General features: G+C 55.2%; 18 protein-coding genes and 6 tRNA genes. 11 read left to right on the forward strand and 13 right to left on the reverse strand.

Translation table 11 applies throughout. The annotated features are described in order from the left end of the window. Positions 1-21 precede the first annotated feature (21 nt). Positions 22-195, forward strand: a complete 174-nt coding sequence (locus B5F98_RS13020; protein ID WP_158099845.1) for a hypothetical protein — start codon at positions 22-24, stop codon at positions 193-195. Between the two features lie 53 nt (positions 196-248). Here the strand turns inward: B5F98_RS13020 and cls are convergent, their stop codons facing one another. The 12 genes from cls to B5F98_RS11290 all read right to left on the reverse strand — a co-directional run bounded on the left by cls (position 249) and on the right by B5F98_RS11290 (position 15,184). Next, positions 249-1,796 carry a cardiolipin synthase gene (gene cls / locus B5F98_RS11235; RefSeq protein ID WP_087372704.1) on the reverse strand — a complete coding sequence of 516 codons (1,548 nt, stop codon included), beginning with the start codon at positions 1,794-1,796 and terminating at the stop codon, positions 249-251. 12 nt (positions 1,797-1,808) lie between these two features. After that, positions 1,809-5,267: a DNA polymerase III subunit alpha gene (locus B5F98_RS11240; RefSeq protein WP_087372707.1), complete on the reverse strand. Its 3,459-nt coding sequence runs from the start codon at positions 5,265-5,267 to the stop codon at positions 1,809-1,811. A gap of 37 nt (positions 5,268-5,304) precedes the next feature. Further along, complete coding sequence (whiA, locus tag B5F98_RS11245; protein ID WP_242961668.1) at positions 5,305-6,201, reverse strand: DNA-binding protein WhiA; 897 nt, start codon at positions 6,199-6,201, stop codon at positions 5,305-5,307. A gap of 12 nt (positions 6,202-6,213) precedes the next feature. Next, the gene (locus B5F98_RS11250) at positions 6,214-7,203 is read right to left on the reverse strand and encodes a gluconeogenesis factor YvcK family protein (RefSeq protein WP_087372714.1); all 990 of its coding nucleotides are present in this window, start codon (positions 7,201-7,203) and stop codon (positions 6,214-6,216) included. Positions 7,204-7,206: 3 nt separating this feature from the next. Next, positions 7,207-8,070, reverse strand: a complete 864-nt coding sequence (rapZ, locus tag B5F98_RS11255) for an RNase adapter RapZ (RefSeq protein ID WP_087372717.1) — start codon at positions 8,068-8,070, stop codon at positions 7,207-7,209. A 13-nt stretch (positions 8,071-8,083) separates the two neighbouring features. Beyond that, the gene (gene murB / locus B5F98_RS11260) at positions 8,084-8,995 is read right to left on the reverse strand and encodes a UDP-N-acetylmuramate dehydrogenase (RefSeq protein ID WP_087372720.1); all 912 of its coding nucleotides are present in this window, start codon (positions 8,993-8,995) and stop codon (positions 8,084-8,086) included. A 148-nt stretch (positions 8,996-9,143) separates the two neighbouring features. Continuing rightward, positions 9,144-9,560 (reverse strand): hypothetical protein, encoded by a 417-nt coding sequence (locus tag B5F98_RS11265; RefSeq protein WP_206418147.1) that lies wholly within the window; start codon positions 9,558-9,560, stop codon positions 9,144-9,146. Continuing rightward, entirely contained in the window at positions 9,517-10,983 is a 1,467-nt protein-coding gene (locus B5F98_RS11270; RefSeq protein ID WP_087372723.1) for a recombinase family protein, read from the reverse strand. The genes B5F98_RS11265 and B5F98_RS11270 overlap by 44 nt, the downstream gene beginning before the upstream one ends. Before the next feature lie 209 nt (positions 10,984-11,192). After that, positions 11,193-12,317, reverse strand: a complete 1,125-nt coding sequence (gene nagA, locus B5F98_RS11275; protein WP_087372727.1) for an N-acetylglucosamine-6-phosphate deacetylase — start codon at positions 12,315-12,317, stop codon at positions 11,193-11,195. Then, positions 12,314-13,057, reverse strand: a complete 744-nt coding sequence (nagB, locus tag B5F98_RS11280) for a glucosamine-6-phosphate deaminase (protein ID WP_087229621.1) — start codon at positions 13,055-13,057, stop codon at positions 12,314-12,316. The genes nagA and nagB overlap by 4 nt, the downstream gene beginning before the upstream one ends. A 152-nt stretch (positions 13,058-13,209) precedes the next feature. After that, a complete protein-coding gene (locus tag B5F98_RS11285; RefSeq protein WP_242954866.1) occupies positions 13,210-13,755 on the reverse strand; it encodes a hypothetical protein in 546 nt (181 codons plus the stop codon). Positions 13,756-13,894: 139 nt separating this feature from the next. Beyond that, the gene (locus B5F98_RS11290) at positions 13,895-15,184 is read right to left on the reverse strand and encodes an adenylosuccinate synthase (protein ID WP_087372730.1); all 1,290 of its coding nucleotides are present in this window, start codon (positions 15,182-15,184) and stop codon (positions 13,895-13,897) included. 229 nt (positions 15,185-15,413) lie between these two features. Here B5F98_RS11290 and B5F98_RS11295 point away from each other — a divergent pair, with 229 nt between their 5' ends. From B5F98_RS11295 to B5F98_RS11340, 10 genes are all read left to right on the forward strand, one after another. Beyond that, complete coding sequence (locus B5F98_RS11295) at positions 15,414-15,695, forward strand: YerC/YecD family TrpR-related protein (protein WP_087229615.1); 282 nt, start codon at positions 15,414-15,416, stop codon at positions 15,693-15,695. Positions 15,696-15,699: 4 nt separating this feature from the next. Further along, positions 15,700-16,440 carry a class I SAM-dependent methyltransferase gene (locus tag B5F98_RS11300; protein ID WP_087372732.1) on the forward strand — a complete coding sequence of 247 codons (741 nt, stop codon included), beginning with the start codon at positions 15,700-15,702 and terminating at the stop codon, positions 16,438-16,440. A 6-nt stretch (positions 16,441-16,446) separates the two neighbouring features. Continuing rightward, positions 16,447-17,328, forward strand: coding sequence for an Hsp33 family molecular chaperone HslO (gene hslO, locus B5F98_RS11305; RefSeq protein WP_087372735.1), 882 nt, complete (start codon positions 16,447-16,449; stop codon positions 17,326-17,328). 104 nt (positions 17,329-17,432) lie between these two features. After that, positions 17,433-17,508 (forward strand) — tRNA-Val (locus tag B5F98_RS11310). Between the two features lie 30 nt (positions 17,509-17,538). Continuing rightward, positions 17,539-17,615, forward strand: a tRNA-Asp gene (locus tag B5F98_RS11315). A 7-nt stretch (positions 17,616-17,622) separates the two neighbouring features. After that, positions 17,623-17,698, forward strand: a tRNA-Phe gene (locus B5F98_RS11320). Positions 17,699-17,701: 3 nt separating this feature from the next. Beyond that, positions 17,702-17,777, forward strand: a tRNA-Gly gene (locus B5F98_RS11325). A gap of 66 nt (positions 17,778-17,843) precedes the next feature. Next, positions 17,844-17,918 (forward strand) — tRNA-Cys (locus tag B5F98_RS11330). Positions 17,919-17,993: 75 nt separating this feature from the next. Next, positions 17,994-18,070 (forward strand) — tRNA-Pro (locus B5F98_RS11335). 689 nt (positions 18,071-18,759) lie between these two features. Further along, the gene (locus B5F98_RS11340; RefSeq protein ID WP_087372737.1) at positions 18,760-21,036 is read left to right on the forward strand and encodes a hypothetical protein; all 2,277 of its coding nucleotides are present in this window, start codon (positions 18,760-18,762) and stop codon (positions 21,034-21,036) included. Between the two features lie 261 nt (positions 21,037-21,297). Here the strand turns inward: B5F98_RS11340 and B5F98_RS11345 are convergent, their stop codons facing one another. Then, positions 21,298-22,881 carry a tyrosine-type recombinase/integrase gene (locus B5F98_RS11345; RefSeq protein ID WP_087372740.1) on the reverse strand — a complete coding sequence of 528 codons (1,584 nt, stop codon included), beginning with the start codon at positions 22,879-22,881 and terminating at the stop codon, positions 21,298-21,300. Positions 22,882-23,469: the final 588 nt, after the last annotated feature.

Raw genomic sequence — 23,469 nt, forward strand, 5'->3', positions numbered from 1 at the left:
GTGAGCATGAGGCCGAAGTAGATGACCCCGTGGAAGGGGCGGCCCTCCCCGGTAAAGGAGGGCTCCATGCTGGACCCCATTCTGAAAAGTGCTGGCTTCCAGCAGGCCGTCCACGACGCTGTGGTGGATGTGCTCCGCTCCAAAGAAGGGCAGCAACTACTGGAACAGGCGGTAGCCCGTTACCTGCGCAAATAACCACAAAAAAGATCGGACCAGGATGTTCTCTCATCCCAGTCCGATCTTTTTTCTTATAACAGCGGTGCAAACACCTGCAAAATCTCCCGCCCCAAGCGGCGGTAGTAGGGCACGCTCTTACACTGCTCCAGGGTCACCGCCACGCTCTTGTCCTGGGTGCTCAAAAAGTCGTCCCGAATGTGGTGGACGGTGGGGGTGCCGTACAGAAGCACCCCGTTTTCAAAATGCAAAAACATGCTGCGATAGTCCATGTTCACGGTGCCTACGGTGGCATAACAGTCGTCCACCACAAAGTTTTTGCTGTGGATGAAGCCGGGGGTGTACTCATAGATCTTCACGCCCGCCTCTATAAGCTCGTCGTAGTGGGCCCGGGTCACCTCAAACACCGTCTTTTTGTCCGGGATGTGGGGGGTGATGATGCGCACGTCCACCCCGGACTTGGCGGCGGTGGTGAGGGCCACCGTCATGGAGTAGTCAATGACTAGGTACGGCGTGGTGATGTACACATACCGCTTGGCCCGGTTGATGAGGTTGAGGTACACCGACAGCCCCACCGGCTCATTGTCCCAGGGGCAGTCCTGGTAGGGCTGCACATAGCCCACCTCGCTCCACGCCGAGGGCTCCGGCCGGTAGCCGTCAAAGTCCTCCGCACTGTTCTCGGTGAAGTCCCACATGGACAGGAAAGACACGGTCATGGACCACACCGCATCCCCCTCCAGGCGGATGGCGGAGTCCTTCCAGTGGCCGAACCGGGATTTGACGTTGATGTACTCGTCAGCCATGTTGATGCCCCCGGTAAAGGCCACCGTTCCGTCGATGATCATATATTTCCGGTGGTCCCGGTTATTCTGGCGCAGGGACACCACCGGGAGGATGCGGTTAAAGACCCGGCACTGGATGCCCAGCTTTTCCATGCGCTCCGGGTAATCCGCCGGAAGGGTGAAGATGGACCCCACGTCGTCGTAGATCACCCGGACCTCCACCCCCTGCTGCACCTTCACTTGCAGCACGTCCAGGATGGAGTTCCAAAGCTTACCCTCTTCAATGATAAAGTATTCGATGAAGATATACCGCTTGGCCCCCCACAGGGCGGCCAGAATGTCGCTGTAACAGTTGTCCCCCAGGGGGTAATAGTGGCTCTTGGTGTTGCCATACACCGGGCAGTGGGCCACCTGCTCCAGGTAGTTGGCCATGCACGATGCATCCGAGCCAATGAGCTGGGTCAGAGCCCCGGCCCGGTGGCACTCATCCCCCAGGTTCTGGCACACTTTCTCCTCCATGATGCGCAGACGCTTCTGGTTGAAGTTGGACAGGTGGTTTCCACCCAAGAGCAGATAGGCCAGCGACCCAAAGGGCATCAGACCCAGGACAATGATAATCCAGCTGATCTTATACCCTGGATTGCTCTTACTGGCTACAATCCACACCACCACCAGAATGGACAAGATCAAAAAGGCCCCATGTATCATGTCGTAATGGGGAATCTCCTGTAGCCTGGAAAGGGCAAACCCGTAGAACCCCAACTGAACGACGATCAACACCGCCATAATGCCCAGTCGGTGAAACAACAACTTTCCGATATGCGTCAGTATCCGATTCATGGTATCTCCTCTTTACCGCAAAACCACGCTGTCCTCGCCCAGCGTCTCTCTCAGTTCCTCCAGCAGCACCGCATGGTGCAGACAGCCCGCCAGCAGCTTCTTTTTGCTGTCTTGCAGGTAGACCACCGTGCGGCTCTGGCCGGGGAACATACTCAGCAGCTTTTTCAGCCACACCAGGGACTCATTTCCGTCGGGCAGGCGAATCCACAGGGTCTTTTCTGCCTCGCTCTCCTCTGGCATTGGGCTCTGCTGGTCCTCTCCACTCAGGGGCCCAATCCAGTCGGCCATAATTTGAGGCTCCTTTTCATCCCGCTGGGACAGCCGCCCGGTGACGGCCACCGGCAGACCTGCCTTGAGGTAGTGGCCACACTCCCCCAGCACCCGGGAGAACACCATCAGCTCCATAGCCCCCGTGGCGTCCTCCAGGGAGACGTAGGCCATCATGGTGTTGTTCTTGGTGGTCTTGGTCTTCACCGTGGCCACCACACCCGCCACGGTCACCTTCTGGCCGTCGGAGAACTTGGGAGGACGGTCCCCCTCCTCCGAGCAGCCCTGGATCAGGGTGGCAATGGGCACCGCACGGAGCTTTTGCACTTGGCGGCGGTACTGGTCCATGGGATGGCCGGACAGATACAGGCCTGTGACTTCCTTCTCCATGGCCATGAGCTCCGCGGGAGAAAACTCGGGAATGTCCGGCAGCTTCATCTCCGGCTCCAGGCTCTCCTGACCACCGAAGAGGTCAAACTGCCCCTCCAGTTTCTGCCGCTGGTCCCGGAGAATGGAGTCCACCACCTGCTCGAAGACCTTCAGCAGCTGGCTGCGGCGGTAGCCCATGCGGTCAAAACACCCCGCCCGGATGAGACTCTCCAGCACCCGCTTATTGAGATCGTTGTGGCTCATGCGGGCGCAGAAGTCGGGGAAGGAGGTGAAGGGGCCTCCCTGCTGCCGCTGGGTCAGCACCGCATTCACAAAGCCCCGGCCCACCCCCTTGAGGGCGGCCAGTCCGAATCGGATGTTATTGCCCGACACGGTAAAGCTCAGCCCCGACTCGTTGATATCGGGGGGCAACAGGGCAATGCCGTTCTCTTTGCACTCGGCGATGTACTCCGCCACCTTGTCCTGGGAGTCCAGCACAGAGGTAAGCAGTGCCGCCATATACTCTCGGGTGTAGTGACACTTAAACCACGCCGTCTGATAGGCCACAATGGCGTAGCTCACGGCGTGGGCCTTGTTGAAGGCGTAGTTGGCAAAGGCGTAAATTTCATCATAGATGGCTTGGGCATCCTCCGCCGGAATACCCCGAGCCACACAGCCCTCAATGTTGCGCTGAGGGTCGCCGTTGATAAAGGCCTCCCGCTCCCGCTCAATGTCCTTGACCTTCTTCTTACTCATGGCCCGGCGCACCATGTCCGCCTGGCCCAAGGAGTATCCCGCCAGGCGGCGGAAAATCTCAATGACCTGCTCCTGGTAAACAATACACCCGTAGGTCACGGACAGAATGGGCTCCAGGGCGGGATTCCGGTAGGAAATGCACCGGGGGTCCTGCTTGCTGGCAATAAACTTGGGGATGGAGTCCATGGGGCCGGGACGGTACAGGGCGATGATAGCGGTGATGTCCTCAATGTTCTGGGGCTTGAGGCCCACGCACACCCCCGTCATGCCCGCCGACTCCATCTGGAACACCCCCGAAGTGTGCCCCTCGGAGAGCATACGGAATACCTCCGGGTCATCGTCTCGAATCTCGCTGAGGGAGAAGTTCGGGTTGTGCTCCTTGACCATCTTCACAGCGTCGTCCAAAATGGTCAGGTTCCGCAGGCCCAGAAAGTCCATTTTCAAAAGGCCCAGCTCTTCCAGGGTCACCATAGTGTACTGGGTCACGGGCACATCGTCGTTGGTAGCCAGGGGCACATACTCATACACCGGCCGCCGGGTAATGACCACGCCAGCGGCGTGGGTGGAGGCGTTGCGGGGCATGCCTTCCAGCTTCCGAGCCATATCCACCAGCTGCTTGACCTTTTCGTTGCCGTTGTACAGGTCTGCCAGACCCTTGGACAGCACCAGCGCCTTGTCCAGAGTCATATCCAGGGCAAAGGGCACCTGCTTGGCAATGGCATCCACCTCGGCGTAGGGCATGTCCATCACCCGGCCCACGTCCCGGATGGCCGCCTTGGCCTTCATGGTACCAAAGGTGACGATCTGGGCCACGTGGTCCTCCCCGTACTTCCGGGACACGTAGTCGATGACCTCCTGACGGCGGCGGATGCAGAAGTCAATGTCGATATCCGGCATGGTCACTCGCTCAGGGTTGAGGAATCGCTCGAAGTACAGGGAGTACTTCATGGGGTCAATGTCGGTGATATACAGGCAGTAGGACACCATGGACCCCGCAGCGGAACCACGCCCCGGGCCCACGGGGATGCCCTGGCTCTTGGCGTAGCCAATAAAGTCGGAGACGATGAGGAAGTAGTCCACAAAGCCCATGCGGCGAATCATGTTCATCTCCATCTCCAGCCGCTGCTGGTACTCCTCCCCGGCCCCCGGGTACCGCTGCTGGAAGCCCTGGCGACACAGGCGCTCAAAGTAGGCGTCCCCATCGGTCTCCCCCTCCGGCAGCTTGAACTCCGGCAGGTGGTGGACTCCAAACTGGAAGTCCACCTGACACATCTGGGCAATCTTGGCAGTGTTTTCAATTGCCTCCGGGCACTGGGGAAAGAGGGCGCACATCTCCTCTTCGCTTTTGATGTAGAACTCCTGGGTCTCGAAACGCATACGGTCCGCGTCCTCCAGCCGCTTGCCTGTCTGGACGCACATGAGCACGTCCTGCATCACCGAGTCCTCTCGGGTGAGATAGTGGGCGTCGTTGGTGGCCACCAGGGGAATCCCCGTCTCGGCGTGGAGGCGGAAAATTCCGGCGTTCACCGCCTTCTGCTGGTCGATGCCGTGGTCCTGAATCTCCAGGTAGTAGCTGTCCTCCCCAAAGATGTCCCGCATCTCCAGGGCGTGGGCCAGCGCCCCCTGGTAGTCCCCCGCCATCAACCGCCGGGGGATTTCTCCGCCCAGGCAGGCAGACAGGGCGATGAGGCCCTCACTGTGGGCCCGCAACAGCTCCATATCCACCCGAGGCTTGCCATAAAAGCCCTCCACATAGGCCATGGACACCAGATAGCTGAGGTTGCGGTACCCCGTCTCATTTTTACACAGCAGCACCAGGTGGCGGGGAGAGCCGTCCAGCTCTCGGGTGTGGTCGAACCGGGACCGGGGGGCCACATACACCTCACAGCCGATGATGGGTTTGATGCCCGCCCCCAGGCAGGCCCGGTAGAAGTCCACAGCGCCGAACATCACTCCGTGGTCGGTGATGGCCACGGCCTCCTGCCCCAGTTCCTTGACCCGCTCCACCAACTGCTTGATGCGGCAGGCCCCGTCCAACAGGGAGTATTCCGTATGTACATGTAGATGGACAAAAGCCATGAATGTATCCTCCTGGGTAAAAAAGGTTTTTTCTCTCTCAGCTCTCCGCCAGCTGGGCCAGCTTGCGCAATCGGTGATTCAGGGCGGACTTGGACACCGGGGGGGTGCACAGCTCCGCCAACTGGGCCAAGGTCAGCTCCGGGTGGGCCATGCGCAGGTCCACCGCCTCCTTTAATTTATCGGGCAGGTCTTCCAGCATTCCCCGCTCTTCCAGACGGTAGATGGCATCCATCTGCCACCGGGCCGCCTCCACCGTCTTATCCAGATTGGCGGCATCGCAGTTGACCCTCCGGTTGACGCTGCCCCGCAGGTCCCGCTCCAGCTTGGCGGTCATAATCTCCATGGCGGAGACAGGAGCGCCCACGGTGGTGAGAAAGTCCTCGATGTGGTCGCTCTGCTTGAAATAGGTCACGTGATTGCCCTTGCGCTGGGTGTCCTTGGGGGTAAAGCCCAGCTCCTGAAGCAGGGCGATGCTCTCCCGTCCCACCGCCCCGTGGGAGGTGGCCAGCTCCAGATGATAGCTCTTGCCCGGGTCGGTCACCGAGCCTCCCGCCAAAAAGGCGCCTCGGAAAAAGGCCGTCTGGCAGTGTTCCTCCTCCAGATGGGCAAAGTTGATGTGCACCGACACAGCGGAGTCCCGCTCCAGTCCGAAGGTGTCAAAGAGGATGTGCAGCTTCTCCGGGTCCTCAATGAGAAAACTGCCCTTCCCCTCCCCGGTGGGAATTACGTCAAACTCCACCTTAAACGCCTTGCGAAACAGCAGGGGCAGCCGCTGCTTGAGCTGAGGGGACTCCGTGATAATGCGCACCTGTCGGGGCTGGAAGGTGTTGCAGTAGAGCAAAATCCCGTAGGCCTCCGACTGAGCGCAGCAGCGGCGGCTGAGGGGCTGTTTGCATAGTTCTTGTTTTACCTGGGCAGAAAAGGTCACATGCATCTGCTCCTTTTGTCAAAATGTCTTGGTGTGCCCCCGCTGCTGGTACAGCTCCAGCACCGCCTGGGCCACCTTGTCCCCGGCGTGCCGGGCGAAATCCACCTTTTCGTCGGTGAGGGGGCGGCACACCACCTCAGCCCCCAGAATCTCCATCTCCCGGCGGTCTACCACCAGAGGCACAGCGTCCTCCAGCTGGTAGCGGTACAGCATCTCCCGGGGCAGAGTGGCGTTGTTGCACAGACACAGGTCCACCAACTGGGGCCCGCCGTGCTCCAACAGGGCCGCCAGGTGCTCAGAGGCCGTCATGCCCTCGGTCTCCCCGTCCTGAGTCATGATGTTGCAGACGTAGATTTTCAGTGCCTTGCTCTCCTCAATGGCGTCGGAGATGCCGTCCACCAGCAGGTTGGGAATGACGCTGGTGTACAGACTGCCGGGCCCCAGCAAAATGATGTCCGCCCGGCTGATGGCCTCCACCGCCGCAGGCAGTGCGGGAGGATGCTCGGGAATCAGGCGCACATGGTGAATCCCGCAGTTCTGCTGCTTTTTAAAGTTGAAGATCTTGGACTCTCCGCACACCTGGGTGCCGTTTTCAAATACAGCCTCCAACTGAATATTCTCATTGGTTACGGGCAGAATGGTGCCTCGAATGGCCAGAACCTGGCTCATCTGGGCCACCGCCTGGTCAAAGGAGGTGGAAATTCCGTCCAGGGCCGCCAGAAGCAGATTGCCGAAGGCCTGCCCCGCCAGCCGTCCCTCGGGATAACGGTAGGCAAGCAGAGTACGCATGAGCGACTCTTCGTCGGCCAGGGCCTCCATACAGTTGCGGATATCCCCCGGCGGGGGCATACCCAGCTCCTCCCGCAGGGTGCCAGAGCCGCCGCCGTCATCCGCCACCGTGACAATGGCGGTGAGGTCATCGGTGCAGTTCTTCAATCCACGCAACACGGCAGACAGTCCGTGTCCGCCGCCAATGGCCACAATGGCCGGTCCGTGTTTCTTTCCCATATCTCAAGCCCTCGTCATGTCCCGGTGGTTCTCCGAGACCTGATAGCCCAAACTACGCACATACTCTGCCAGCGCATGGGTCATGGCCACCGAGCGGTGCTGGCCGCCCGTGCAGCCGATGGCCACCACCACCATGCTCTTCCCCTCCTCGACAAACTGAGGCAGCAAAAATCCCACCATGTCCTCCAGCTTATCCAGGAATTCCCGGCTCTGGGCGAACTGGAATACATAGTCCCGCACGCCGTCGTCCAAGCCCGTCTGGTGCTTCAACTCTTCGATGTAGAAGGGATTGGGCAAAAACCGTACGTCAAAGACCAGGTCCGCCTCCATGGGCAGGCCGTATTTAAATCCAAAGGAGGTGACGCACACATTCAGCTGACTGACCTTCTTCCGTCCAGGGTACACCAGTTCCAGCACTCGGTCCCGCAGCTTTCGGGTGGACATGGCGTCGGTCTGGAGCACGATGTCCGCCCGATCTCGCACCGGCTTCATGAGCCTGCGCTCCATCTGAACGGCTCGGGCCAAAGTGCCCTGGCTGTCCATCAGGGGGTGGCTGCGGCGGGTCTCCTTGTATCGCTTGATGATGGTCTGGTCATCCGCCTCCACAAACAGAATCTGATAGGGCACCTTCATGCTGTCCAGGGTGTCCAAAGCCTGGAACAGACCGTCAAAGTGGCTGCCACCTCGGATGTCACACACCACGGCAGCCCGCTGATGCTCCCCGCTGCCCATCTGGCACAGCTCCGCAAATTTGGGGATCAGCTCTGGGGGCAGGTTATCCACACAAAAATAGCCGCTGTCCTCCAAAATGGAGATTACCGTGGACTTTCCCGCCCCGGACACACCCGATACGATGAATAACTGCATATTCTCTGCCTCCTTACTTGAGGTATCTGACCTCTGGCTCCAGCTCCACACCGGTGTCCTGGAACACCCGCTCCCGGACCTCATCCATCAGACGCAGAATGTCGGCACAAGTGGCCCCTCCTACGTTGACGACAAATCCAGCGTGTTTCTCCGAAACCATAGCGCCGCCCACACGCAGGCCCTTGAGGCCGCACTGGTCAATGAGGGCAGCGGCAAAATGGCCCTCCGGGCGCTTAAAAGTGGAGCCTGCACTGGGGAAGTCCAGGGGCTGCTTCTCCCGGCGGCGGCCAGCCAAATCCTTCATTTTGTCCCGAATCTCCTGGCCGTCACCTGGTTCCAGGTGGAGCTTGGCCCATAGCACCAAGTTTTCCCCGTCGCTAAAGGCGGTATGGCGGTAGGCAAACTGGCAGCGCTCAGCGTCCCACTCCTCCACCTCTCCGGTGGGAGTCAGCACCCCCACCTGGGTCACGACCTGCTTCAGCTCCCCGCCATAGGCGCCAGCGTTCATGGTCACGCCGCCGCCCAAGCTGCCAGGAATGCCGTGGGCAAATTCCAGCCCCGTGAGCTGGGCCTGGGCCGCCTGATTGGCCAGCTGGGAGAGGAGAATTCCGGCCTCTGCCGTCATGTTCTCTCCTTCAATATGGCACTGTGCATACTGGGGCACGGTTTTGATCACGAAAGCGTTCACGCCGTGATCGTCCACCAACAGGTTGGAGCCGTTGCCCACCATCACCGTGGGAATCTCCCAGGCACGGGCCAACTTCACCGCCTCCACCAGCTCCTCCGTCTGTCGGGGCAGCGCCATCAGCGCCGCCGGACCGCCCACCCGAAAGGTGGTGTGGCGGCTCATCGGCTCATCCTGACGCAGTTCCAGCTGGGGCAGCCGCTGCCTGAGCTGCTGGTACAGCTTATGTATCTCATTCATATGCAAACCCTCCGGCTTGTGTCTCTAGGTTGGTATCTGGTTAGAAAGATACTCGTGTATTATAGCAGAATTCCCGTTAAAAAAAAAGTGTGGTTCTCCACGAAATTGGGAGGGGCGTTGTCAAGCAACGCCCCTCCCAGACCGGGTTTCAGCAGCAGGGATTGCAGTTTTTGGCCTCCTGGTAGCCCTCCGGCGGGGAGACTGTGTTGGGGGGGAAGAACTCCTCAGTGGGGAACTGGACCTTGCGGAACAGAGCGCAGGGGTCCTCCTCGTTTCCGCCGGTGCACTCCTTGTTGGGAATGCAGTAGTCGTAGGCGGGAATGAGCAGCTGGCTGTCTCGCTCCAGCCGAATCATGGAGAACTGCCCCAGGGTCACATACACCCGCTTGCCCTCGCTGCTCATGGACAGCTCACCGGGGAAGCAAGAGGTGATGCAGGTGGGGATGTCATTGGGGTCGCAGCAACAGCAGCAGCCGTTGTTCTCACAGCCATCCACCAGCTTCATCCCCAGGATGATGGGATCAACCGCCTCCACCATCGAGATCAACTGGAGAGGTCCCGCCATCCGCCCTCAAAATAATCCGCACCTCTCCCCGCTCGTCGGCGGTGATCTTCTCCACCAGCTTGGCTACATCCGCCCGCTCTAGCCCCTCCCACCTCATGTACCCTTCCAACTGCACCAGAATCTCCGCTTCGTTTCTGTGCTCTCCTGCCCTTTTCACCTGTAAAGCACCTTCCCTTGTCTGTATGTCTGCCAGCTCCTGTTGCAGCTGTTCCAGGGAGATAATTCCGTTGGCATAGAGCCGCTCATACCGCTTCTTTCGCTGTGCCAAGCGTTCTAGTTCGCTCTCCTCCCGGGGCACCCCTGAGATATGTTCCAACACTCCATCCACCACACGCTGCTTCCATCCCTCCAGGTTGGTGATATGCTCGTTGACATGGTCCCGGATGGCAGCCACCAGCTGCTCCTCCTCGATTTTGGTGCGGTTGGCACACAGCCCCTGATCATTGCCCCAACACTTCCAGTACACCCGGGTGTTGGCATAGGTATAGGTCTTGCGGCAAAAGCTTCTCCCGCACTCTGCACAGACAATGAGGCCGCTGAACGGATACCGGGCACTATATCGGCCTAGGTGCTTATCTGGCTCACGGACCTGGGCCCGCTGTTGCCGCTGCTGCTGGGCCTGGGCAAACTGCTCCGGGGTGACAATGGCCCACTGGGGCCGAGAATGGTGAAATTGTTCCTGCATAGGCAGCTTCTTCCGCTTCCCCGTGAGGTAGTTTTCCACCTCATACTTGTGGTTGACGTGGTGGCCGCAGTAGATGGGGTTTGTGAGGATGCGGTGGACGGCGGACGGGGTCCACGGACAGCCCTGTTTGGTCACATACCCCAGCCCGTTGAGCTGTTGGGCAATGGAGCGGCAGCCCAGCCCCTGGTCCACATACAGGGAGAATATCTTGCGCACCACCTGGGCCTCTTCTGGACAGATGGCTAGTTGGAAATTGTCCACCCGGTGGTAGCCGTAGAGCAGCCGAGGCACCCGCCCCTTCTGGGCGTTGAGGCGTTTACCAAACTTTACGCGGCGGCTGAGGTTGGCACTCTCCTCTTGAGCCAGGGCCCCAAATAGGGTGAGCACAAACTCGGACTCCCCCAGGCTGTCCATATTGGCGGTGAGAAAGCGGGTATTCACCCCCAGGTCTTTGAGGGCCCGCACGCTCTGGAGGAAATCCACTGTATTGCGGGCAAAGCGGGAAATATCTTTCACCACCACCAAGTCGAAGTGATGTCGGGCAGCATCTCGAAGCAATGCCTGAAACTGCTCTCGTTTCCGCATCTGTGTGCCGGAAATTCCCTCATCGGCATAGACCCGGACCAACTCGTACCCGTTGGTCCGGGCATAGGCTTCAAAAAACTCCTTCTGATTGGCCAGACTGTCCAGCTGCTCCTCTTTGGCGGTGGACACCCGGCAATAGGCTGCAATTCTCATACTCTATCTCCAACAACTACACAGCTTTTCCATTACAATTTTCTTCCAAAGCTCTTGCAAGCCATTTCCCTGGTTTCGGTCTACGATAACAAAGTGAATATTCAAAACCATCACCCCCACACCACTGTATGAGGGGAAGTGCCGGGTATGACAAAGAGCTGGCGCAGAGGTATCTCTGCACCAGCTCTTCTGATACGTATTGGGTCTGATTACAGGGCCCCGTGGACCAGCTCGCCCCGGAACAGGACGGCCTTCAGGTTCAGGTCCTTGTCCAGAACCACCACATTGGCGTCCTTGCCCACGTCCAGGCTACCCACACGGTCGTAGATGCCGATGGACTTGGCGGAGTTGACGGCGGCGGCCATCACGGCATCCTCCAGGGGGATGCCGAAGGAGACGGCCGTCTTCATGCAGTTCATCAGGTCGGTGACAGAACCAGCCAGAGTGCCGTCGGCCAGCTCAGCCCGGTTGCCCTTGACGAACACGGCCTGACCGCCCAAGGTGTACTCACCGTCGGGCATACCAGCGGCACGCATGGTGTCGCTGACCAGCACCATCCGCTCACGGCCCATCATCCGGAAGGTGGCCCGGATGACAGCAGGGTGCACGTGCACGCCGTCACAGATGATCTCCACGTAGGCGTCCTTGCTGTCGGCAGCAGCGCCGATGACGCCGGGGTCACGGTGAGCAAAGGGAGGCATGGCGTTGTAGAGGTGGGTGACATGGTTGGCACCAGCCTCAAACGCAGCCATAGCAGTGTCATAGTCGGCGGTGGTGTGAGCCAGGCTCACGGACACCTCGTCCTTCACCTCACGGATGAAGTCCATGGCACCCTCCAGCTCGGGAGCCAGAGAAACCAGCTTCACCAGGCCCTGGGAACACTCCTTCAGGTGGCGCAGCAGAGCCACGTCGGGATCACGCAGCCAAGCGCCGTTCTGAGCGCCCTTCTTGGCAGCGGCCAGGAAGGGGCCCTCCAGGTGAATACCCACCAGCTCAGCGCCGGGCACGTTGGCGGCACGGTGCTGGGCAGCGGTGGTGCACACCTTCTCCAGCTGCTCGGCAGCCAGAGTCATGCCGGCGGGGCAAATCTGGGTCACGCCACGGGACAGCTCGTAAGCTGCCATATCCGCCAGACCCTGAGCGTCTGCGTCGGAGACATCGGCACCCACGCAGCCGTGGAAATGGACATCGGTGAGGCCGGGGATGACATAGTACCCGGACACGTCCACGCCGTTGTCCTGACAATTCTCTACGATCTTTCCGCCCTCCAGGCACACGTCTTTGACAACAAAGCCGGCCTGGGGATCAAAGACCTGTCCACCCGTGAGTCTCACAGGCAACCCTCCTTACGCAGCACGGAGAAGGCGGCCTCGTCGCCCACCACAGTCACGTTGGGGTGCAGCTGCAGCAGAGAGGCGGGCACGCGGGGAGTGATGGGGCCAAAGAAAGCCTTGTGGACGATCTCAGCCTTGTCCTCGCCGCTGACAACCACCACCACGGAGCGAGCCTGGAGAATGGCGGCCATGCCCATGGTCAGAGCCTGACGGGGCACGTCAGCCTCAGAGGCGAAGAAACGCTTGTTGGCGTCGATGGTGCTCTGAGCCAGCTCCACCACGTGAGTGGGGCCCACAAACTCGTCGGCAGGCTCGTTGAAGCCGATGTGACCGTTGTGGCCCATGCCCAGCAGCTGCAGGTCGATGCCGCCCAGCTCACGGATGTGGGCATCGTAGGCAGCGCACTCAGCGTCAGCATCCTCAGCCTTGCCGTTGGGGACGCTGGTGTTGGCCACATCAATATCCACGTGGTTGAAGAGGTTGTTCTGCATGAAGTAGCGGTAGCTCTGGTCGTGATCGCCAGACAGGCCCTTGTACTCGTCCAGGTTCACGGAACGGACGTTGGCAAAGGACAGGTCGCCCTTGTTGTACCACTCGATCAGCTGCTTATAGGTGCCGATGGGGGTGGAACCGGTGGCCAGACCCAGCACGCAATTGGGCTTGACGATGACTTGCGCAGAGATGAGATTCGCGGCCTGACGGCTCATAGCCGTGTAGTCAGCGCAGGAAATAAATCTCATAATTGATAACCTCCTAAATTTACAGTCCGCATCCCGAACTAGCCAGGGTCTCCCCCGCCTATCCCGGAACGCCAAGTATTTCCCTTCCCTATGTATGGATTCCCACACTCAGAAGGGCTCTATACGTATCATAACTTTATCAAACCCAAATATCAATAGATTTTCCAAACTTTTTTTGAATTTGTTTCCTTGCAGGAAAATTTTCGCCATTTTTTACCTGCCCAGTTGATTGCAACCGTCTCCACGACCGCCACAGGCAGGTTGCTGTTCTCCAGCGCCTGGGTGTCCAAGCTGCCCATGGAGGCGTTGGAGGAGAACACTTTGGCCGAGCCCTCGCTTCCAAAGAGGATGGCCCGCTTGTCAAACACCGCCAGTCCGCACACAGACACCGGGCGGGATGCCCCCACGAAGGCGTCCGCCGTCACACGGTAAAAGTAGCGGACGTCCACGGTGTAGAATCCCCGGTGGAATCCCATGGGCTCCACGTCAATGTAGGCGTATAGCAGCTCGGCCTTTCCAGCCTTCAGGCTGATGGCCCGATCAATGACAGCCTGGGAACTGGCTGTGGGGTAAAGGCGCAGATCTTCCACGCAGTCCTTATCGCGACAGCTGTCGTAAATTTTTCTGGTGTGAATGCACACGGCCTCTCGAATACCAGCGGTATCGCAGATGGGGCCGGGCTCAATCAATTCAGCCATAGATCAATACCTCCCGATGGTTGATGGGAACAAGAACAGAGAGATTCTCCCTTCTTCCATTCCCATTGTATGACCACCGGGAAAAAGGGTGCAAAAGCCCCCTTGCCACTCAAGGTTGCGGCAAGGGGGCTCTGGGGTTTTATTGGGGCTGACGCAGGGCGATCTCGTGGCGCTTGGGGCCAGTGGAGACAATGGTGATGGGCACACCGATGTGGGATTCCAGGAACTTCACGTAGTTCTTGGCCTGCTCCGGCAGGGCCTCAAAGTCGGTGATCCCACGCACATCGCTCTTCCAACCGGGCAGAGTCTCAAACACAGGCTTGGCCCGCATCAGGCTGGGCGTGGTGGGGAACCGGTCGGTGACCTGGCCGTCGATCTCGTAGCCCACGCACACCTTAATCTCGTCCAGATAGCCCAGCACGTCCAGACAGGTCAAAGCCACCTGGGTGGCACCCTGAACCATACAGCCGTACTTGGTGGCTACCGCGTCGAACCAGCCCACACGGCGGGGACGGCCGGTGGTGGCGCCGAACTCACCCTTATCACCGCCACGGCGGCGCAGCTCATCGCCCTCTTCCCCGGTGACTTCACTGACAAAGGGCTCGGTGTTGGAACCCACGGAGGAAGAATAGGACTTGGTGACGCAGATGACATCCTTGATGGCGGTGGGAGGCACGGCAGCGCCCACGCAGCCAAAGCCAGCCAGGGTGTGAGAAGAGGTGGTCATGGGGAAGATGCCCAGATCGGGGTCCTTCATGGAGCCCAGCTGACCCTCCAGCAGGATGGTCTTGCCCTGGGCCAGGGCCTCGTGGACAAAGGTCACCGCATCCCCCACATAGGGACGGATCATCTCCCGGCACTCCAGCAGCTGCTGGAACAGCGCCTCCACGTCCAGGGCGGGCTTGTGGTACAGGTGCTGGAACATCACATTCTTCAGCTCCACGGCCCGGGTCAGGCGGTCGCGCAGCCGCTCCTCGTCAAAGAGGTCGCACACCTGGATGCCAATCTTGGCATATTTGTCGGAATAGAAGGGAGCAATGCCGCTCTTGGTGGAGCCAAAGGCCTTTCCGCCCAGACGCTCCTCCTCGTAGCTGTCCTGGAGCACGTGGTAGGGCATGAGCAGCTGGGCCCGCTCCGAAATGATCAGCTTGGGAGCAGGCACGCCCTGATCGGTGATGGACTTGAGCTCCTCCACCAGCTTCACCACATCCAGGGCAACGCCGTTGCCAATGATGTTGGTGACGTGGGGATAAAAAATGCCGGAGGGCAGAATGTGAAGCGCAAACCGACCGTAGTCATTGATAATGGTATGACCAGCGTTGGCACCGCCCTGGAACCGGATGACCACGTCCGAGGTCTCCGCCAGCATGTCGGTGATCTTGCCCTTTCCTTCATCGCCCCAGTTGGCACCTACGATTGCTTTAACCATAATTACCTCCGCAGTGCGGGATTCGCAACCATGTAAATGGATTTGCCTTATCCGCAACGCATTATGTGACTATTATAATATTATATTCCCCAGGACGCAAGCCTTTTCCGCCACTCTGATAGATTTTATCCGGCTTCATTCTTTTACCTCTTTACTTTCTTGAAGCGCAATGGTATGATAGATACGCAATTACACCAGCACCTACTATTAAAGAAATGGAGGCTGCACTATGCAGAAAAACAACTCTGAGAATGCAGAGATGCTGTACCAAGCCATTTTGTCTCTCTCCTCTCCAGAGGAATGTCGGGCTTTCTTCCAGGACCTGTGCACCGTGGCGGAGCTGCGGGCCATGGCACAACGTCTGGAAGTGGCTGTGCTGTTGGACAGCGGTATGATTTACAATGATATTTTGGAGCGCACTGGCGCATCCAGCGCCACCATCAGCCGGGTCAACCGCGCACTCCAGTACGGCGCAGATGGATATAAAACCGTCCTTCCCCGTCTAAAGTGATTGTATGGAGCAATATACCTCTCTGGCGGAATACTATGACCGTCTCACCGGAGACGTGGGCTATTCCCACTGGGCGGACTATGTGGAGCGGCATTTCCGCCGTCTGAAGCATCCCGTTCGCTCGGTGGCGGAGTTGGCCTGCGGCACCGGCTCTCTCACCTCCATCTTGGCATCCCGAGGCTACCAGATGACTGCTGTAGACATCTCAGCGGACATGCTGTGCGTAGCGGCACAGAAGTGTCAAGACCAGGAGGTTCTTTTTCTGTGCCAGGATATGGCCAAATTCACCTTGCTGGAACCAGTGGATGCCGTCATCTGCTGCCTGGACAGCGTCAACTATGTCACCCGCCCCCAGAGGCTGCGCCGGGCCTTCGCCCAGGTGTATCGCAACCTCAAGCCCGGCGGGCTCTTTCTCTTTGACGCAAAAACTCCGTTGGCCCTGGAGGAGGCGGACGGACAGACCTATCTGGACGAGGACGAAAGCCTGATGTGTGTATGGCGGGCCGACTACGAGCCCCGGCGGCGCATCTGTGGCTACGGCATCGACCTGTTCACCCTGCGGCCAGACGGGGCATGGAATCGGGAGAGTGAATACCATGAGGAGTACGCCTATACCCCGCAGGAACTCACCGACTTTCTCACCCAAGCTGGCTTCTCCTCCATCAAGCAATACAGCAATCTAAAAATGTGCCCTCCCAAAGAGGAGGATCGGCGCATTTTCTTTGCAGCACGAAAGGAACAATAAAAATTTATGGATCAACTTGTACGTGTCATTGCCAAAGACGCCCCCATCAAAGCCACTGCCCTGTCCGCCACGGATTTGGTGGAGCGGGCCCGTGCCATTCATGACACCTGGCCGGTGGCCACTGCCGCCCTGGGCCGTCTGCTCATGGGCGCGTCCATGATGGGCAATATGTTGAAAAATGAGGACGGCTCTGTGACCCTCCGCATCCGCGGCGGCGGCCCTCTGGGCAGCCTCACCGCCGTATCAGACAGCACCGGCAACGTCCGGGGCTATGTCACCAATCCTGCGGTGGATGTACCTCGCAAGGCCCACGCCAAGCTGGACGTGGGCGCTGCCGTGGGCTGTGACGGAGAACTCACCGTTATCAAAGATATCGGTATGCGGGAGCCCTACGTAGGCTCTGTCCAACTGGTGGGCGGTGAGATTGCCGAGGACATCGCCGCCTACTTTATGGAGAGCGAGCAGATTCCCACGGCCTGCGCTTTGGGGGTCCTGGTGGCTCCTGACCAGACGGTACAGGCCGCTGGGGGCTATCTCATCCAACTGCTCCCCGGTGCCACCGACGAGGTCATCTCCGCTGTGGAGCGTGGCATTGCCAAGGTGGGCGCCGTCAGCGCCAAGCTGGACCAAGGCATCAGCCCCTTGGATCTGCTCCACGAGGTGCTGGGCGAGTTTGAGCTGGAAGTGTTGGAGACTACCCCGGTGGAATACCGCTGCCAGTGCTCCCGGGAACGGGTGTCTCGGGCTCTCATCAGCATGGGAAAAAATGAATTGGAATCTCTGATCCAGGATCAGGGCAGCGCAGAACTCACCTGCCAATTCTGCGATAAAGTTTATCATTTCTCAGAAGATGAGTTAAAACAGTTACTTTTAGAGGCAACTTCATAATTTTCAAAAAAACTTGAAAAAAGGTGTTGACATTTCCCCCAGTGCTTGCTATAATAACCAACGTCGTCCGACGAGCGACAGCGCCGAGCAAGGCGCAAGCACTGGGGAGCATAGCTCAGCTGGGAGAGCACTTGCCTTACAAGCAAGGGGTCACAGGTTCGAGCCCTGTTGTTCCCACCAAGACATTCTAGTTGGAATGTCAACACATGTGGCGCGGTAGTTCAGTTGGTTAGAACGCCGGCCTGTCACGCCGGAGGTCGAGGGTTCAAGTCCCTTCCGCGTCGCCACTTTTATGCCTCTGTAGCTCAGTTGGTAGAGCAGTGGACTGAAAATCCACGTGTCGCTGGTTCGATTCCGGCCGGAGGCACCATTTGCGAGTGTAGCTCATCTGGTAGAGCGCCACCTTGCCAAGGTGGAGGTAGCGAGTTCGAGCCTCGTCACTCGCTCCACTTAAAATAGAAGCGGATCTTCCACTTCTATTTTAAGTGGAGGGTGCATATCATAAAAGTGTCTCTGGCGCCATAGCCAAGTGGTAAGGCAAGGGTCTGCAAAATCCTGATGCCCCAGTTCAAATCTGGGTGGCGCCTCCATATCGCCGCAAGTGTCGAGGCGCTTGCGGCGATTTTTCTTTTCCCTCTTCCCTGTTATGTGCCCTAAAAAATCATCCGGGTGTGGCGAAGCTTGGTATCGCGCTTGGTTCGGGTCCAAGAGGCCGCAGGTTCAAATCCTGTCACTCGGACCAAAAAACACCGCTGACGAGATGTCGGCGGTGTTTTTTGTTTTGCTTGATTTTGTTGAACCTGCGGCCTCTTGCATGGAAATCCGCCGCCTTATGGCCCTCAGAGTGTCAACTCTGTGGGCCATAGGTTCAAATCCTGTCACTCGGACCAAAAATCCGCTGTTTTCTCTCGAAAACAGCGGATTTTTCTTTTGAATTGTTCCTGAATTTTGGGCTAAATTTTTCGTATTTTAGCTTGACCACATAAATACCACAGACAGGTTTTATTTTTGACCACAGGAAGGGCGCTTCTCTTTATAAGGGGTGCCCTTTTTGTTTTCTGTGGCGCAGAGTTTGAGGCATGAATTTATGAACTTACGGATGGAGTCCCCTATTGGGGATTATATATTTTACTTGTTTATGATGTACCCTCTTATGGAATGACAGCCGCTGTGCTGCCGCTCCCTCTACTCGCAGACTGTTTTTGCACATCAGGAAACGACCTCGATTATCCGCATCTCCTATCGGACATTGAGAAGTGTTGTTCTCATCATTTGTAAAATCCACAATAAACGTTTGCCTACTCTATTGTGAAAGCCCTTTTGAATATTTTATAATTAGATATCTAACAAATAACTTATATAAGTTTTCTACGCCGAACTTCAAAGCATACCAATATACTTTTTATTTTACTATGTATAGGGAGTTTTCAAATGAAAAATTATCTTGATCACAACGACAAAGTTAAATATGTTGACGGATTGCTGTCTCACTCACAAGAATGGCAATGGTTTATTGATTTGCTAATAAAATCTTTTGACATTCACGAAATCAACTCATGGGATGATTACGAAAAAATATCTCACTCTGTTCGAGATATTTTCAACTATTTCATTCAGATCTCAAAAATTTCAGATAAAACATGGGTGTTTTCTCAAAATGAATTTTATGAAATTTGGGAAATTGCTAGATATTATCTCAGCATTCAAACATTTGATGCTTGCTCTTCTAAAATTAAATCTTCACTTGCAAAGGTAATGCTTTTTTGTGTTTGGCTTACAAAACTCGGAAATTTAAGTTGTAATTCAGACACAAGTTATATCTATGATATCCGTATCTTGAATCAGAAAAATTATTTTCAACTGATTAACCTCGACCCATATCTGTCAAACGAGGATGCCATATTTGCCTATGCAGAAAAAATACATATCTTTGGCTTTAATGAGCCCCTTAAATGTTTAAGGGACAATCTTTCAGCTATAGAACATCCTTGTGACGAACATTTCTTTGATAAAAATGAAGAAAAGATTTTAAACTACAATGCTCTCTCATTCCAATCTGTTATCACAGAGCCTTATTCTTCCTGGCAGGAACTTTACTTGTTAGATATGTTGAAAGTCAATCTAAAAGATAATAAGCTTCAACCTATGTTCTCATCTGGCAATGTCACAGTACCAGACATGTCTTTGTGGGAAGAGAAGGTCCTCTATCAGATGAAGGAATATTTTCATCATGAATCTGCAAATTTTTTGATCGACACAATTCTATACATAGTACACAATATCCCCCTTCCGAAAGAAATTATAAAACTGCATTTAACACTCCTCGTAAATGCACTCGAAGTCGACAAAGATACATTTTCTATTTGTACAAGCTCTTCATATAAAATTATTTCAATACTTTTTAAAGGCAAGAGTTTCAAAGGGTTTGAGCAAGAACCTACTTTTAGAAAATTGATTGAAATAATCCAAAGAATTACAGATGTTGATTTTATCATTCGACTAAAAAACGATTTATACCCAATATGCAAAACACAGAAATTGCTTATCGATGAATTTTATAAATCTAAATACAAGCGAATTATCAATGTAAGTAACATCACGGAACTTGACACTTATTTGAAAGATCATGACAATCCTGTCCTAATCAACACAGAACATCTTTTAATAGTTCAGGCCAAATTTAACGAGTATATATCGAGCGAAAACGGTGTAATTATTTCTACGCTATTTTATAGATACATGATTTTTCTGTTTAATGTAAACGATAAAAATCAAATCGTCGACAAGAGATGGACGCATTCGGAAATGATACGAATTCAGCGTCTGTGGCAAAATGATTACTATATGAGCCAGGCCCAAAATATGCAAACTTTCTCTTACTCCCAGCAAATTTCACCAGAAATAATAACTAAGTTTAATGAGCAAGCCCTCTTAAATCCAATATTTTTTGCTCTGCAATGTATTCCTTGTTCAAAAGAAAAACTAATCGAACTTATGCAATGCACATCACAATATCCAATAATACATCTAGTTAATCGGATTACCTTATCCCCTATATTCCCTATTGGTGAAGTCAAAATTCATCTAGAGAGACATGACATTGATAATGTACTTTCAGAAATGATTCAAAACATACTCGAAACGAACGGATACAAATTTTTGAACATTTTACCGATTAGCAGCTATCTCCTCGATATACATGAACGCTATAAGCAACACACTTTCACTGCAGTATCTTTTTTCAACAGAGAAAAAGACTTGTATGGCATTATCCAAAAGGAAACAGATATTAAACTGTTGCCTTTTTCTCAAACGCTGACATTAGGAATGCTGACACAACTTTTTCCCATCCTGGAAATAAAAATACGCGAATTTTCAACTCTTTTCGGAGTCTTCCCATTTAAGAAGAAACTCGAAAACTTCATGCAATATAGTGATCCAAGTTCCTTGTTACGCGAAGTTTTATTAAAGGTGTATAATGAGCAAGGAAGTTTTGAAAATGTCCCCGATCTTTTATTCGTCTACAATATCATGTATAATTCCAATTCTCTTAACGTCCGTAATGAATGTATCCACGGCAGAGATTATCTATCTGGAAGCTCATTAAAATTTGCCATGTCCGCTACTTTGTTCGCTCTATACATGATTATATTTAGGATCAACACAATCAAAGAAAATGTAAGCGATATTTTAGAGTTACCTCAATAACGGCGTAGACATCCATACTGCAAATGTAGTATGGATATGAGGACCTTCTATTTGTCTCCTATGAATCATTGGCATGACTAGATTTTTCAAATCCTTTAATTATTTTCCGACCAACAAGGCCGTCAGATTTTGTGTTTAATCATAGGCAGGAATGCGCTTCTTTTGTTTTGTAAGGCAGGGTTAATGCCGTATGCTCTCGCCAGATATAGCTACGCAATCGGAAAAGTTATATTTTATATATGCCACCAGTTTGCTAGTTTGTCACACCTGTTTCCGAAACTCCGCTCTGACCTCATCATAGTACTGCTGCACCGTGGGGCGGCTCATATGTAGTTCCCTGGCAATTTGAGACTTGTTGGTCACACCAGGGTTCTCTCGCAGATAGGCGGCAATGGCCTTTTTCTTGGGGTTCACACCGTCCGGGTATTCCACACTTGCCCCAGAGCGGAGAGCTGCAATCTCCCTGTTCATATCCCGGATTAGCTCTGCCAGCTTCTCCTCGCACTCTTCCTGGGTGGGGGCGTAAACATTCCGAGGGCGTTTCTTGCCGTCCGGCCACACCGGGGAGTATCTCCCCTCCCAGAGGTGATCGTTGATCTGACTGACACTTCCAGTCCCTGGCCTGCGCCGAGTGGGCTGGACAGGGGTGAACACTTCCCTCTTTGGCTCTTTATGCTCTTCCTCCGGGAGAGGCTGCACCTCTGCCTTAGCGATCCCCTGGTCGATGCTCAACGCCGCCTTGCGCCGCATCTCGTCGGTGATGTGGGTGTAGGTGTTCAGCGTGGTTTCCGAGGAGACATGGCCGATGATGGTGGACAGAGTTTTTACGTCCATTCCGTTCTCCAGAGACAGGGTGGCGAAGGTATGGCGCAAATCGTGGAATCTCACCTTCTTGCACCCTGCCCGTTTCAGAATCGCCTGTAACCGCTTGCGAACATACCCCGGGTCAATGGGCTGATCCGGCTTGGTGCGAGATGGGAACATCAGGTCAGAGAAGACTCCTTTCTTATATTCAGCCAGCAGATCCACCATGGCAGCGGGGAGGATGATGGTCCGATTGGCCGCCTTGGTCTTGGGCTCACTGATGACTAGCTTTCCACCCACAGGACAGACCTGCTTGTCAATGCGCAGTTTTCCGGTGGTGAAGTCCAGGTCATCCCAGCGGAGGGCCAGCAGCTCTCCCCTGCGCATTCCGGTGGTCAATTCCAGCAGAAACAGCTCGTACATTCCCTCTGCCTTGGCCTGAATGAGGAAGCGCTGGATCTCCTCTTGAGAAAGGATTTTCATCTCCTTGCCCTTCAGAGGCGGGAGCTTACAGCCCACCGCCGGGTTGGTGTGAATTAGCTTCTCTTCCACCGCCTTCTCCAGGGCCATCTGGCAGACTGCGTGGCAGTTGCGTACTGTTCGATCTGCCACACCGGCACCGTGCTGCTCCACGTTTGCCTTACGTCCACTCTCCTTCATCCGCCGGAAGAACTGCTGGAGATCCGCCTGGGTCAGTTGGTTGAGTGGGATATCCCCCACCCCTGGAACCAAGTGATGAACGATGCAGTATTCATACCCCTGCTGGGTGGTCTGGCGAAGCTTCGGCTTTGCGTGGTTCTGATACCAGTAGTCCAGCCAGTCCCGGAAGAGCATGTCCGATTGCACCTGAACGGGCCGAACCACGCCACACTGGCTTTTCAGCTCCTTGAGCTTATCCACGCACTCCTTCTTGGTCTTGGCCAGCACGTTTTTTGTCTTGGGGTTGCCCTCCTCGTCGTAGCCCACCACCACCCGGCCCTCCCAACGTCCATCTTTTCTCAGGCGGACGGTGCCCTCCCCTTTCTTTCGTTTCTCAGCCATACACTCACCTCACCATCATGGCTTCCATGAAGCCGCCTACAATCTCGCTGGCTCTCCTCTGCATTTGCCACCGTTTCCGAGTTGAGAAACAGTGGCAGCTCTTCATAGTTTTGATAGATAGATTTTTTCACTGATACCTCCGTTTTCATTTACATTCAGAGAACAGATTTTTCTTGCGTTTCGGAGGTCTCTCTGATAAACTACACACAGATTGGGCTGTGTTCTCCATAACGCAGCGGGCCGTTGAACTGTTGCAGCAGTTCAGCGGTCTTTTTTGTTCACTTACCTTTTGGCCATACACCATACCCGTTCCTGCCCTGCTTAACCTACACGGCGTTTGCTTCCCCTTGGTACGCTCTACTGCTTGTCCTATAACAGTGTCATGGCGCTACTTCCCCGGTGAGTATCATCTCTGGTGATGGGTGTTCAGTTTTCAAGGTGCGGCGGAGAGAATTTTTCATTGACAGATCATCTCTCTAATGTTAGACTTATCTTAATTTATTTTAGACAGTCTATCACTTGACCATGGTAACACAACCTCCACACCTGTGTCAAGTCTATCAAATTGTCTTTTTACTATTAGTCTAA

Source organism: Pseudoflavonifractor sp. An44 (genome assembly GCF_002161675.1).
Taxonomy (GTDB): Bacteria; Bacillota; Clostridia; order Oscillospirales; family Oscillospiraceae; genus Enterenecus; species Enterenecus faecium.

Bases quoted from the DNA above. Each gene is read 5' to 3' on its own strand.
- whiA (WP_242961668.1), bottom strand. From the start codon at position 6,201: ATGCATGTGACCTTTTCTGCCCAGGTAAAACAAGAACTATGCAAACAG.
- B5F98_RS11300 (WP_087372732.1), top strand. From the start codon at position 15,700: ATGGAGCAATATACCTCTCTGGCGGAATACTATGACCGTCTCACCGGA.
- B5F98_RS13020 (WP_158099845.1), top strand. From the start codon at position 22: ATGACCCCGTGGAAGGGGCGGCCCTCCCCGGTAAAGGAGGGCTCCATG.
- B5F98_RS11345 (WP_087372740.1), bottom strand. From the start codon at position 22,881: ATGGCTGAGAAACGAAAGAAAGGGGAGGGCACCGTCCGCCTGAGAAAA.
- nagB (WP_087229621.1), bottom strand. From the start codon at position 13,057: ATGAGATTTATTTCCTGCGCTGACTACACGGCTATGAGCCGTCAGGCC.
- B5F98_RS11265 (WP_206418147.1), bottom strand. From the start codon at position 9,560: ATGGCGGGACCTCTCCAGTTGATCTCGATGGTGGAGGCGGTTGATCCC.
- B5F98_RS11340 (WP_087372737.1), top strand. From the start codon at position 18,760: ATGAAAAATTATCTTGATCACAACGACAAAGTTAAATATGTTGACGGA.
- rapZ (WP_087372717.1), bottom strand. From the start codon at position 8,070: ATGCAGTTATTCATCGTATCGGGTGTGTCCGGGGCGGGAAAGTCCACG.
- B5F98_RS11240 (WP_087372707.1), bottom strand. From the start codon at position 5,267: ATGGCTTTTGTCCATCTACATGTACATACGGAATACTCCCTGTTGGAC.
- murB (WP_087372720.1), bottom strand. From the start codon at position 8,995: ATGAATGAGATACATAAGCTGTACCAGCAGCTCAGGCAGCGGCTGCCC.
- B5F98_RS11250 (WP_087372714.1), bottom strand. From the start codon at position 7,203: ATGGGAAAGAAACACGGACCGGCCATTGTGGCCATTGGCGGCGGACAC.
- B5F98_RS11270 (WP_087372723.1), bottom strand. From the start codon at position 10,983: ATGAGAATTGCAGCCTATTGCCGGGTGTCCACCGCCAAAGAGGAGCAG.
- B5F98_RS11295 (WP_087229615.1), top strand. From the start codon at position 15,414: ATGCAGAAAAACAACTCTGAGAATGCAGAGATGCTGTACCAAGCCATT.
- hslO (WP_087372735.1), top strand. From the start codon at position 16,447: ATGGATCAACTTGTACGTGTCATTGCCAAAGACGCCCCCATCAAAGCC.
- B5F98_RS11290 (WP_087372730.1), bottom strand. From the start codon at position 15,184: ATGGTTAAAGCAATCGTAGGTGCCAACTGGGGCGATGAAGGAAAGGGC.
- B5F98_RS11285 (WP_242954866.1), bottom strand. From the start codon at position 13,755: ATGGCTGAATTGATTGAGCCCGGCCCCATCTGCGATACCGCTGGTATT.
- cls (WP_087372704.1), bottom strand. From the start codon at position 1,796: ATGAATCGGATACTGACGCATATCGGAAAGTTGTTGTTTCACCGACTG.